This is a genomic window from Streptococcus sp. HMSC064D12, assembly GCF_001837205.1.
Classification (GTDB): Bacteria; Bacillota; Bacilli; order Lactobacillales; family Streptococcaceae; genus Streptococcus; species Streptococcus salivarius_D.
The window spans coordinates 37,730-49,912 of record NZ_KV831739.1; the positions used below are offsets into that span (position 1 = coordinate 37,730).

At 42.5% G+C, this 12,183-nt stretch carries 11 protein-coding genes; all 11 read right to left on the bottom strand.

The window, feature by feature from the left end; all coding sequences use genetic code 11:
- Nucleotides 1-332: 332 nt before the first annotated feature.
- The 11 genes from HMPREF2697_RS04985 to gmk all read right to left on the bottom strand — a co-directional run bounded on the left by HMPREF2697_RS04985 (nt 333) and on the right by gmk (nt 12,168).
- Nucleotides 333-977 carry a response regulator transcription factor gene (locus HMPREF2697_RS04985; RefSeq protein ID WP_002884791.1) on the bottom strand — a complete coding sequence of 215 codons (645 nt, stop codon included), beginning with the start codon at nt 975-977 and terminating at the stop codon, nt 333-335.
- A complete protein-coding gene (locus HMPREF2697_RS04990) occupies nt 967-1,977 on the bottom strand; it encodes an envelope stress sensor histidine kinase LiaS (RefSeq protein ID WP_013990239.1) in 1,011 nt (336 codons plus the stop codon). The genes HMPREF2697_RS04985 and HMPREF2697_RS04990 overlap by 11 nt, the downstream gene beginning before the upstream one ends.
- Nucleotides 1,974-2,672, bottom strand: a complete 699-nt coding sequence (liaF, locus tag HMPREF2697_RS04995) for a cell wall-active antibiotics response protein LiaF (protein ID WP_002886862.1) — start codon at nt 2,670-2,672, stop codon at nt 1,974-1,976. Before liaF ends, HMPREF2697_RS04990 begins: the two co-directional genes overlap by 4 nt.
- Nucleotides 2,673-2,834: 162 nt before the next feature.
- Complete coding sequence (locus HMPREF2697_RS05000) at nt 2,835-3,593, bottom strand: potassium channel family protein (protein WP_045768526.1); 759 nt, start codon at nt 3,591-3,593, stop codon at nt 2,835-2,837.
- A gap of 144 nt (nt 3,594-3,737) precedes the next feature.
- Nucleotides 3,738-5,618: a Stk1 family PASTA domain-containing Ser/Thr kinase gene (pknB, locus tag HMPREF2697_RS05005; protein WP_045768525.1), complete on the bottom strand. Its 1,881-nt coding sequence runs from the start codon at nt 5,616-5,618 to the stop codon at nt 3,738-3,740.
- Nucleotides 5,618-6,355: a Stp1/IreP family PP2C-type Ser/Thr phosphatase gene (locus tag HMPREF2697_RS05010; protein ID WP_002886859.1), complete on the bottom strand. Its 738-nt coding sequence runs from the start codon at nt 6,353-6,355 to the stop codon at nt 5,618-5,620. Before HMPREF2697_RS05010 ends, pknB begins: the two co-directional genes overlap by 1 nt.
- Before the next feature lie 43 nt (nt 6,356-6,398).
- A complete protein-coding gene (gene rsmB, locus HMPREF2697_RS05015) occupies nt 6,399-7,721 on the bottom strand; it encodes a 16S rRNA (cytosine(967)-C(5))-methyltransferase RsmB (protein WP_045002041.1) in 1,323 nt (440 codons plus the stop codon).
- Nucleotides 7,711-8,646 carry a methionyl-tRNA formyltransferase gene (fmt, locus tag HMPREF2697_RS05020; protein WP_070849816.1) on the bottom strand — a complete coding sequence of 312 codons (936 nt, stop codon included), beginning with the start codon at nt 8,644-8,646 and terminating at the stop codon, nt 7,711-7,713. Before fmt ends, rsmB begins: the two co-directional genes overlap by 11 nt.
- 17 nt (nt 8,647-8,663) lie before the next feature.
- Complete coding sequence (locus HMPREF2697_RS05025; protein ID WP_070849818.1) at nt 8,664-11,060, bottom strand: primosomal protein N'; 2,397 nt, start codon at nt 11,058-11,060, stop codon at nt 8,664-8,666.
- A 142-nt stretch (nt 11,061-11,202) separates the two neighbouring features.
- Complete coding sequence (gene rpoZ, locus HMPREF2697_RS05030) at nt 11,203-11,517, bottom strand: DNA-directed RNA polymerase subunit omega (RefSeq protein WP_013990232.1); 315 nt, start codon at nt 11,515-11,517, stop codon at nt 11,203-11,205.
- 21 nt (nt 11,518-11,538) lie between these two features.
- The gene (gene gmk, locus HMPREF2697_RS05035; RefSeq protein WP_002884259.1) at nt 11,539-12,168 is read right to left on the bottom strand and encodes a guanylate kinase; all 630 of its coding nucleotides are present in this window, start codon (nt 12,166-12,168) and stop codon (nt 11,539-11,541) included.
- Nucleotides 12,169-12,183: the final 15 nt, after the last annotated feature.

Consider the following 12,183-nt stretch of genomic DNA (forward strand, 5'->3'; position numbering starts at 1 on the left):
GTCCCTTGCCTTACCGCTTGGCTATACCCCAAAAGACTCTTATTATTCTACAGAAAAACTAGTAGGCTGTCAACACTTTTTTAAACTTTTTTCAAAAAAAGCAACCGGAAATACCGATTGCTAGGAGTTAGGAGATTTCATCATCTAAGCGAACTTAGATAGATGATATGAGGTCGCTTCAACCTCATATGAAAAAAGAAAAGTTTTAGGATGGTTTAATTATATGTTTTGCTAGAAATAAAGTCAAAGAATTTGACTCGCAAAATCCGAGTTAAGGTTAAGAGTTATGAGAACCCTCTCTAGCCCCTAGATAACAAGCTTAGTTGATAGCTTTATTCATCATCCTGCGAAACCAAATGATGTCTAAAGGCATAAACGACTGCCTGAGTACGGTCATCAACATTGAGTTTTCCAAGGATATTAGACACGTGAGTTTTAACGGTTTTCAATGAAATAAATAGCTCATTAGCAATAGTTTGATTGTCATACCCCTTAGCCAAAAGGGCCAAGATATCACGTTCACGTGCCGTCAAGTCATCGTGTAGGTCCGGATGGCTATCATGGTATTTAATCTTATTGTCCACCTCAGTTTCGATAGCTTCTTCACCACGGTAAACCTTACGGATACTATTAAGAATCTCTGCCGCACTGCTGGTTTTAAGCATATAGCCTTTAGCACCAGCTTCAATGACTGGATAAATTTTTTCATTGTCCAAATAGCTAGTCAAAACCAAAATCTTGGCTTCAGGCCATTCTTTGAGCAATTCCAAAGTCGCTTGAACACCATCCAATTCAGGCATAACAAGGTCCATAACGACGACATCCGGACGCAGTTCCAAGGCAAGATCGACACCCTCTCGACCATTCCCTGCCTCCCCAACTACTTCTACATCTCCTTGGAGATTCAAGAAACTCTTAAGGCCCAAACGGACCATCTCATGGTCATCGACCAAAATCACATTAATCTTATTCGACATTGTCTTCTCCTCTTAATATCGGCACACGGACATCAATAGACGTCCCCTTACCTTTAGCAGATAGGAACTGCACAGTTCCTGCCATTTCATCGACTCGCTCTTGGATATTTTTCAGGCCATAACTCATCTCGTCAGTCGACGCATTTAAATCATAACCAACACCATTATCCAACATTTTCAATTGAATTTCCTGACTATTTTGATAGAGATAAACCTCTATCTGGCTAGCCTTGGCGTGTTTAAGGGTATTAGAGATAAACTCTTGGGCAATCCTAAAGAGATTATTTTCAATACGCTTGGGCACTTTCTTAACCATATCCTTGTAGACGACATGGATATTGGATTTATCGGTTAATTCCTTAAGGATCATCTGCAAGCCTTCTTGCAAGGTCTTGTTCTCAAGCTCTGTCGGGCGAAGATGCAAAAGCAAGACACGCATATCATTTTGAGCGTCCGTCAGCATAGCCTCAACCGCCTGGATTTGATTATGCAAATCTTCCTTACTTAGCTGATCCGCCATCTGAGATACACCAGATAAGATCATACTAGCCGCAAAAAGTTCCTGACTAACGGTATCGTGAAGGTCCCGAGCAATACGACCTCTCTCCTTCTTGATAATATCACGACTTTGTAGAGCTTGGGCATTCTCAGTTTTCTGCAAATCCTTAGTCAATTTACGCATCTTATGAGACAAGCGCATCATATTCTTGTCTAACTCAATATCTCCCTGACGTTTGACTGGTTGATTATTGATAATGCGGCGCAAATCCTGATTGACTGAACGCATACTGTTATCATTGGCAATGGCCCAAAGAATATAAAGCAAAATGAGCAAACTCAGAACCACAAAAACCATGTTAAAAAGGAAGTGGAAGGCCTGAGACAGATTGCCGAAAACCAGTGAAAAGTTGAGGTTAAAGCTATCCATCACTACAAGAGTAACTCCAACCAAAACAACAACCGAGTAAATCAGGATTAAAAATAGGTACTGTTTCTTCATTTGCGACGTACCTCCACTGGTCCAGCTCCCACATTGAGAATCAATTTAACCGTCCGATGAGCATGCTCATACTCCGCCCCCTGCAAGGTCAAGCTTTCATAACGGAGGTCGTATTCATCTTCATTAAAGAAGGTGACAGAGCTATAGATTGCCGATATGTTGAGTTTAACGGAAACATCAATTGGTACCAAGATAGTCGTCGGTCCATACAGTTTCTGCAAAATCACGACATTATCTCGCCCCGAAACAATAACCTGAGTCAAATCAATCACATCTGTCCCAAAGAAACGGATGATATTGATATCATCAAAGTCATAACGATCACTGACAGGTTCCATACGAGTCCCAATCCACTGATTTCGGACAGCCCGAGGATTCAAATTATCTTCTTTGAATTGAATGAGGGCATAGCGATTCTTTTTCTTAACCTGTGAGAAATGGTTTATCATGACATAGGCCACACCCACTAGGATAGCAAGTACCACATAGATATTCCACATGGAAACCAGAAAAAGTGAGATCAAACTGATGGTCAAGACAAAGTCACTCTTGGACTCCTTGTTAAAAAAGCGAACGGCCAACAAGGTCAAGACCAGAATGAAAATAAAACTGGTAATATCATTATTAAAGATGGTGATCAGACCCAGAGTCAAAAGCAGGGCTTCCACCACTAAGAAAAAATTAAATTTGGTCATAAGGACCTCTCAAATAAAAGTATACAGGCTTCATTCTATCAAATTTTAAGGCAATTGACAAAAAGACCCAGTTTGAGCACAGACTAGACAAGATAGAAAAGGGGCAGCAGAATGAAAAAAAGTGCCTCCATTATAGGAAACACTGTCTTTCATTCAAAAATCTTAATCGTCAGTTTCGTCCATTTTACTATTTATGAGTTGCACCGTACTTCTGATTTCCTCCAGTATGACACGCTGCTCTGCCAACTCCTTCTCAATCTCAGCTAATTTTCGTTCAGTCTGACGACCTGAACGCACAAAAATATTATTGAGAGAGCTTGTTAACAAGCCCAGAGTGGCAATCCCACTAAACATGAGAATAACAGCAACTGCCTTACCTACCAATGTTCGAGGAACGATATCGCCATAACCTACCGTAGTAACCGTTGCTACAGACCACCAAATAGCATCTATAAAATTATGGTGCTCTACCCGAGCAATAACGGCACTACTGATAAGGATGATAATACTATTAACCGAAAGTAGAAAATAAAAGCCATTTCTTCGATTAATGCGATTGGAAATGTGCTTGAGCTTGCTACTCAAACCAATTAAGCGTGAGAGTTTGGCCAAACGAGCAAAGCGTCCCACCCTTGAAAAACGAAGGAAGGTAAAGACTTCATTGTAGGGAATAATAGCCAACAAGTCCAAGACATGCGTTTTAACAAAAATTCGCTTACGAGGTGCCAGGGAGAAACGAATCGCATAATCAATGGCAAAGATGAGCGTTATAGACTGATCTATCACTCTGAAAGGTCGCCTTCCAATTGGAATTAAGCCAACTAAATCAAAGATAACCAAGCCAATGGAAATCAGGGCCAGGACCGTCATGACGATATCGTAGGTAATGATATACCTTCTCAGTTTTCTACGGTTTCTCATAGCGTCTCTCCTATATGTGATGTCTTCATTATAAAAGAATCTCTGACCCCTGGCAAGCAGGCTTTTTAAGCTATCGACAGAACTCTAGATAAGAAAAAAGAGAGATTGAATAACCTCTCTTTTTTATGTCTCAATTATTAAAAACTATTGTTGGTCTGTGTGAGTAGCCTCTGTCGGTGTTTCAGTACTAGAGCTTGTGCTTTCAGTACTTGAGCTCGTCGATGACGAATGTGTCGTACTGCTTGAGCTTGACTGTAGGCTTGAACTTGCTGTTGCAACCGAAACATAGAGAATCACTGTACCATCAACGCTTATACCAGCTTGTGGATCTTGATAAAGGACCTCTGTGCTGCTAGGAACCTTATCCTTGTCTAACTTAGCACCAGTATTATAGTCATGATACTCGATGCTACTACTTGAGATACTCTTACGATTCAAAGTTTGAACCGCTGTTGAAACCGTCAAACCAGTCACATCAGGCATGGTAACTGTCTTAGGAGTTGCCACACGGAACTTAATCTTGGCCTTACTATCCTTAGGATTGAAAGACTTGTTTTTACCTGGACTTTGAGATAGGATTTCTCCCTCTTCAGCACTGTCGTCTTCGACATGCTGAATATCAATTTGGTCCTCAGAAACGCCATAATTCGAAGTTAAATCCTCAATGGCATCCTTATAGTTTTTACCCTTGTAGTCTTTCAAAGCGAAACCTTTACTACCAGAAGAAACATAGATATCAATACTTGATCCTTCTTTTCGTGTGGTTCCAGCTGTAGGATCAGTCTTTACGACCTTGCCTGTATCGACAGAGTCATCTTCCATTTCCTTAACTTCTCCTACCTTAAATCCAGCACCCTCAATTTTAGTCTGAGCTGTGGACAACTCTTGACCGACCACGTTAGGCACCTGAGTACTATCAGGGTTGGTAAATACCAAATAGGCAAAAATGATAATCCCGATAAAGACCAACCCCAGGAATACCTTGAGTGATGTCGAGAAAAAGCTTTTCTTTTTTTTCTTCTTTTTATTCTTAGCTAGTGTTGAATTTTTCCTTGGTTGCTTACTTACAGCTTGTTTTGACTCTGATGACTTGGCAGTTGCCTTTTTCTCAGAGCTTACTGACGGAACTGGAGTAACCTTAGGCAAAGTCTTAGTATCCGTCATGTCATCAAAGACTACCTTAGCATCACGGCTATGGCTAGGATATAAGCTAGTTACTAAATCTCGGCTCATTTCCAAAGTACTGTTATAACGATTTTCAAGCTTTTTAGCTGTCGCTCGAATAACCACATTTTCCAATGCCTGAGGAACATTATGATTCTCAGCCAAGATTGATGGTAATGGTTTTTGGAAATGCTGAAGAGCGATGGTAACTGCACTATCACCATCATATGGAATACGCCCTGTCAACATTTCAAAGAGCATGATACCCATAGCATAGATATCACTTTGGATAGTTGCTTTAGATCCACGCGCCTGCTCTGGTGAGAGGTAGTGGACAGAACCCAACATAGAATTGGTTTGAGTCAAACTAGTCTCTGCAAAGGCAACCGCAATCCCGAAGTCTGTAACTTTGGCCCTACCGTCTTTAGTTAAAAGAACGTTTTGTGGCTTAAGGTCACGGTGGATAATACCCTTTTGATGGGCAAGAGTCATGGCAGAAAGAATCTCTCCCATAATACGCACAACATCTTGGTTAGAAAGTGGCGCATGGTCTTGAATATATTTCTTCAAGTCCGAACCATCCACGTACTCCATCACCAAGAACTGCTGGCCGTCTTCTTCGCCAATGTCTCGGATTGCAACGATATTGGGATGACTGAGTTCTGCCATGGCACGTGCTTCACGCTGGAAACGTGCCACAGCTACCTGATCGGTTTGATAATTAGTACGAAGCACCTTAATGGCCACTTTCTCATTATCCAAGATCAGGTCATTAGCCAGATAAACATCCGCCATACCACCACGTCCGATAGCTTTAAGGATTCGATAACGTCCAGCAAACAATTTGCCAACTTGGATCATTATCCTTCCTCACTTTCTACTTTAACGAGGGCAACGGTAATATTGTCAAGACCACCTGCCTCATTAGCAGCGGCTACTAGACGACTGGTTTTTTCTTCAAGGAAACCAGGACTGTTAACAATATGAACAATCTGTTCGGTTGAAATCATGTTAGTTAGGCCGTCTGAATTAGCCAGAATATAGTCTCCTGGTTCCAATTGTTGGACACCAAGATCAGCTTCAATTGGAGCGGCCTGCCCTACAGATTGTGTAATAATATTACGTTGTGGATGAACAGCTGCTTCCTCTTTTGTCAATTGACCAGCCTTAATCAGAGCATTGACCAAAGAGTGGTCATTCGTCAATTGCTTATACTCACCATTACGGATAAGGGCAATACGTGAATCTCCAACATGAGCAAAAATCACAGCGTTATCAACAAAGGCAAGAACCTCAATAGTTGTTCCCATTCCCTTATATTCTTCGTTTTGGCCAAGTTCATAGATTTTACGATTTTCTGCATCAATGGCAGCAATCATCCAATCACGAATTTGACTCAACTCACGAAAATCAGTGTTAATCCAGTCACGACCAAGGTCAGTCACTGACATCTCACTGGCAATATTTCCAGCACGGTGTCCACCCATTCCATCTGCAACAACGACAAGGGTAACACCAGCTTGGTTGACAAACTTATTAACAAAATCCTGGTTATTTGACCGTTTTTGGCCAATGTCCGTTAATAATGATATTTCCATAGTTTTCTTTCTGACTTGCGTCAGCATTTCCTCCTCTGTAACCCTAAGCTTTTTTACGCAACTGTGCGATGAAAAAACCATCAGTTAAATACTGTTCGGGGGTAATTGCCAAACAGCCATTGACCACGATGTCCTTACATAGATGGTCTAAGGCAACTTGCTCAAAATCAGGATGGCTCTCAAGAAAGGCTTGAATCACCTCTTGATTTTCTTCTGCTATGATGGTGCAAGTACTATATGTTATTATACCACCTTTTCGTAGGGTTTGACAAACGCTGGATAGGATATCCAACTGTACAGCCTTAAGGGACTCAAAGTCTTGGAGATCCTTGTTATATTTGATGTCGGGTTTCCGACGAATGAGTCCAATCCCTGAACAAGGAGCATCCACTAAAATCTTGTCAAAACTATCAGCCGGAAAGACTTGATGTACCTTACTTGCATCTAGTTTCTGTGTCTTAACCTTATCAGCTAGGCCAAGACGTTGTGCATTTTCTTCGATAAGGGCAAGCTTATGATCATAGAGGTCAAGCGCCGTCACATGTCCACTCGTCAAATAAGAGGCCATATGAACCGTCTTACCACCAGGTGCCGCACAGGCATCCAGGATTTCTTCCTCGCCTTGAATCCCTAAAGTTGGTGCAACCAGTTGACTGGTCTCATCCTGAATGGTCAATAAGCCCTCTTTAAAATAATCTGTCCCAGCAAAGTAACCTGAAGACTTAACAAGCCCGACTGGTGATAGGACTGAACGCTCAGCCCCAGTGGTCTCCGCTATCTCTTCCAAACGTGACGCATCCGTTACACGCACACTAGCCTTATTTCTCACAAAGAGGCTTTGGAAAATAGCAAGGGCACGGGCTTCTCCATACTGGTCGATAAGTTTTTTAACCAACCATACAGGTAGAGAATACTGAACAGAATAGCGTTTATTGACACGTTTAATCTGGCTTGGATCTGGCAAAGGGTGGCTAGATAGTTTACGAAGAACCGCATTTACCAGCTTCTCAGCACCCTTTTTATTGCCACGATTTTTGGCAATAGAAACGGCATCATTAACCACCGCATGGGCTGGAATCTTATCTAAATAGGCCAACTGATAAAGGCTCAAAAGTAATAAGTCATAAACCCAAGGTTCAAGCTTATCACGGTCCTCAATGACATGGGCTAGAATCCACTCCAAAGTAATCTTACGAGCCACGGTCCCATAGACAATTTCCGTCACCAAGGCCTTGTCCTTATCTGTCAGCTGCGACTTGCTCAGATGTACATTGAGAGCAATATTTGAGTAAGCCCCTTCCTGAAAGACTTCTTCTAAGACTTCAAGTGCCTGTCCACGAGCAGTTTTTTTCCAATCATTGGCCAAATGCATCACCTACTTCAAGATTGCGTCCGACCCCATTAAGGAAATCAGCAATAGCCATACGAGGTTTTCCTGCAGGTTGAACTGTCTTAAGCGAAATGGCTCCTTGACCAGTCGCAACTACCAAACTCTTCTTGGTCTTTTCAATGACATGACCAGCCTGTCCTTGGCCTTCTGCCAAATCTGCTTCATAAATTTTGAAACGTTTACCATCAAGCAAGGTATGTGCTACAGGCCATGGGTACATACCACGGATTTGATTGAAGATGTCACGAGCCGGCTTATTCCAATCAAGGCGCTCCTCTTCTGGACTAATATTTGGCGAAAATGTTACCTGACTGGCATCTTGAGGAACAGGTTTGATTTCTCCAGCGATATAGGCAGGCAAGGTTTCAAGCAAGAGGTCACGACCCAAGACTGCCAATTTTTCAAACATGGTACCAACATTATCCTCGTCAAGAATTGGCAAGGCCTTTTGGCTAACCATGTCACCAGCATCCATTTCCTTGACCATTTCCATAATCGTCACACCCGCTTCTGCATCACCATTGATAATGGCATAATGGATAGGTGCTCCACCACGGTATTTTGGCAGGAGTGAAGCGTGGACATTCACTGCAAAATCCATGCTATCAAGCAACTTGCTTGGCAAGAATTGTCCATAAGCCGCAGTAACAATACCATCAGCACCAAGTGACATAAGTTGTGCCATTTCCTCAGAACCTGATAACTTTTCAGGTTGATAAATTGGCAAGTCATGTGCCAAGGCAACTTCCTTGACCGGTGTCATGCGAATTTCTTTTTTACGGCCGACAGCTCGGTCTGGTTGCGTCACCACAGCGACAATATCATAACGCTCATCGGTCAAAAGTCCTTCCAGCACTGTCGCTGAAAAGGCAGGCGTTCCCATAAATACTAATTTTGTCATATTCTTCCTTTTCTAGATTAGGTAAAATTCTGAGGTTCGTGATCAATAATCAAACGCAGGTCCTTGTTTTCAGGTTCCTGAGTCATGTCAAGGACCCTATTAAGTGTTTCTTCCAAGTTATCCTCAAAACGGTATTTGATAATAATCTGATAGTGATAAAGGTTATGTGTTCGGGCAATTGGCTTAGGCGTAGGCCCTAGGAAGGTCACCTTGTCTGACAGGTGCTCTCTTAAATAAGCCATAACCTCATAGCTCTTGCGAACTACAAACTCTTCATCCTTGTGAGAAAGCGTAATTCCTACCGTATAGAAATAAGGCGGATAGGCCAACTGACGTCGAATCCCCATTTCATAGGCGTAGAAACCTTCATAATCCTGTTGCTGTGCAAAACGAATGGCATAATGACTAGGATTATAGGTTTGAATAATAACTTCCCCTTCCTTATCCGCACGACCAGCACGACCAGCCACCTGAGTCAAGAGTTGAAAGGTACGCTCAGCCGAACGAAAATCTGGTAAATTTAGCGACGTATCTGCATTCAAGACCCCTACCAAGGTAACATTTGGAAAATCCAAGCCCTTGGCAATCATCTGGGTTCCGAGCAAAATATCGGCCTTGCCACTTCCAAAGGCCTCCAAGAGTTTCTCGTGAGCCCCTTTCTTACGTGTCGTATCAACATCCATACGAATCACTTTGGCTTCTGGCAAAAGTTCCGTCAATTGGTCATAAGCCTTCTGTGTCCCAGTCCCATAATAGCGAATCTGACGACTCTGACAGTTAGGGCAGACATGTGGTATTGCTTTTTGAAAATCACAATAGTGGCAATTCATGGTCTTAGTATCCATGTGCAAGGTCAATGAAATATCACAGTTGGGACAATCATCCACATAGCCACAATCACGACACATGACAAAAGAGGAATAGCCACGACGGTTCAACATCAAAACGACTTGTTCCTTATGGGCCAAACGTTCTCTGATTTTTTCCAGGAGCGGTGGCGTAAAATCACTCGCCTCTTGACGGCCCACATAGTCCTTGAAGTCCACCACTTCCACCTGCGGAATTTTGGCATTCGGATTGGCCCTTTGCGTCAACTCAAGAAAATGGTAAACCCCTTTCTGAGCTCTCGCCCGTGTCTCAATAGATGGTGTTGCTGAACCAAGGACAAGCACGGCTCCATGACTCTTAGCCCTAAGCAAGGCCACATCTCTAGCATGGTAGCGAGGGTTAGACTCCTGTTTATAAGTCGCTTCATGTTCCTCATCAATGATGATGGCCCCAATATTTTCCAAGGGAGCAAAGATAGCCGAACGTGCACCAACCACAACCTTTGCTTGGCCAGATCTAACCTTACGCCACTCGTCAAATTTCTCACCATCTGACAAGCCTGAATGCATGATTGCCACCAAGTCACCAAAACGTGAAATGAAACGATTAGTCATTTGCGGTGTCAGGGAAATCTCTGGAACCAAGACAATGGCCGTTTTCCCCATGGCCAAGGTCCTCTCGATAAGATGCAAATAAACCTCGGTCTTACCAGATCCCGTCACCCCTTCCAACAAGAAAGGTTTACCACCTTGTCTGATTTGGCGCGTCATTTCTTCAACCGCATGCGCTTGTTGAGCATTAAGTTCAAGAAAATCCGTCTTCTCTACCTTTTCAAAGTAGCTGTCGGCACGATTGACCTCAACTTCTGTGATGACCAAGGCACCAGCTTCAATGAAAAACTTAACCACATCTCGTGAAAAAAGCTTGTGGAGGTCTGCCACCTTCCCTGGCTCACTCTTCTCGAGCAAGAAATCACGCATCTCCAAACGTCTCTTAGCCCGTTGTGAAATTGCCAAAGTCTCAAGAGTGCCCTTTTGAACACTATAGTGCTTCTCAGTCTTAATGTTCTGCTTATCCTTAGCAAGGTAATCAACCGTTACACGCCCAGACTGGACCAGACGAGGAATGGCTTGACGCTGCTCCTCTGACAACTGCGAGAAAAGAACATGATCCTGCCCCTGAAGAAAAGTCTGTTTATCTTCTTCACCTAGTTTATCAGTCGCCATGATAACCTTATCGTACTGAGAATTAAGGAGACCAGGTAGCATTGACTTCAAGATGGAAATCTTATAGGAAAAGACCGTATGTCGCATCTGATCAGCCAAGTCTAGTTGATCCTGATTAAGGACTGGCTCATAATCTAAAAGCTCAGCAATAGGTTTTAATTCAGGAAAGTCTCTTAAATCCTCCTGCTCCTCGAAGCCAATAACAAAGCCTTGCAATAGACGATTTCCTTTACCGAAAGGTACATGCACTCGCATACCAATGGCAATTTGACCTTGCATGGCTTCAGGGATAAGGTAACTATAAGGCCTATCCGTCTGCATCAGAGGAACGTCTACAATAATTTGTGCTACTAAAACCATAAATTTCCTCCTGTCACTTCCTTAAGACCAGTATCTTTCAAGCTCAAGAAAAGCTGAGCTCTTGATTATCATCATAAAGAAGGAAGCTGAGACACTATGCCTCAGCTCCCCTCTCCTCATAAACCAAAGCATGACTTTGATTTTAGATTTTATCGCCTTCTTCTTTTTCTTTAGCGATTTGTTCTTTGATTTTACGTTCTTCTTCCTCAGCAGCAAGACGTGCTTGAATCACTTTCAAACGTGCCAATTCACGTTTAGATTCTGGATCTGGGTGAATAGTCACATTACCAGTTTCAATTTCTTCAAGAGCTTGAAGGGTTGGTTTTACTGATGTAAACTCTTGAGTTGGTTCAGCACCAGCGGCCAATTCATGGGCGCGTTTCGCTTGCAAAATAACCAATGAATATTTTGAAGGCACTTTATCCAAAAGTTTGTCAATAGAGGGTTTCAACATCATAATTCTATACCTATTTCTAATTTATTTATCTGATAATTTCTTTTCTGAAATCATATTACGATAGCGGCCAATCACACGGTCAACACGGAAGTGTTCTGCTTCAATAACACGTTTGACACGTTCAGCAGCCAAAGGCACTTCGTCATTAACAATGGCATAATCGTATTCGCTCATGAGAGCAATTTCTTCACGCGCACGCTCGATACGTTGAGCAATAACTTCCTCAGAATCTGTTCCACGACCAACCAAACGTTCTTGAAGCTCGTTCAAATCTGGTGGCGTCAAAAAGATGAAGACAGCATCTGGAACCTTTTTCTTAACCTGAAGGGCACCTTGAACCTCGATTTCAAGGAAAACATCAATACCTTTATCCAAGGTTTCATTGACATAAGTTAAAGGTGTTCCGTAGTAGTTACCTACATACTCAGCATATTCCAACATTTGACCATTACGAATAAGCTCTTCAAATTCCTCACGTGAACGGAAGAAATAATCCTTTCCATCAACTTCACCAGGACGCTGGGCACGTGTGGTCATTGACACTGAGTATTCAAATTTATGGTCAGGTGTTGAAAAAATCTCCTGACGAACAGTTCCTTTTCCGACACCAGAAGGCCCTGAAAAAACAATCAAAAGTCCACGTTCAGACATGTCTTCTCCTTAAAC

Coding starts and splice junctions, on each gene's coding strand:
- HMPREF2697_RS04985 (WP_002884791.1), bottom strand. CDS start 977: ATGTCGAATAAGATTAATGTGATTTTGGTCGATGACCATGAGATGGTC.
- HMPREF2697_RS04990 (WP_013990239.1), bottom strand. CDS start 1,977: ATGAAGAAACAGTACCTATTTTTAATCCTGATTTACTCGGTTGTTGTT.
- liaF (WP_002886862.1), bottom strand. CDS start 2,672: ATGACCAAATTTAATTTTTTCTTAGTGGTGGAAGCCCTGCTTTTGACT.
- HMPREF2697_RS05000 (WP_045768526.1), bottom strand. CDS start 3,593: ATGAGAAACCGTAGAAAACTGAGAAGGTATATCATTACCTACGATATC.
- pknB (WP_045768525.1), bottom strand. CDS start 5,618: ATGATCCAAGTTGGCAAATTGTTTGCTGGACGTTATCGAATCCTTAAA.
- HMPREF2697_RS05010 (WP_002886859.1), bottom strand. CDS start 6,355: ATGGAAATATCATTATTAACGGACATTGGCCAAAAACGGTCAAATAAC.
- fmt (WP_070849816.1), bottom strand. CDS start 8,646: ATGACAAAATTAGTATTTATGGGAACGCCTGCCTTTTCAGCGACAGTG.
- HMPREF2697_RS05025 (WP_070849818.1), bottom strand. CDS start 11,060: ATGGTTTTAGTAGCACAAATTATTGTAGACGTTCCTCTGATGCAGACG.
- rpoZ (WP_013990232.1), bottom strand. CDS start 11,517: ATGATGTTGAAACCCTCTATTGACAAACTTTTGGATAAAGTGCCTTCA.
- gmk (WP_002884259.1), bottom strand. CDS start 12,168: ATGTCTGAACGTGGACTTTTGATTGTTTTTTCAGGGCCTTCTGGTGTC.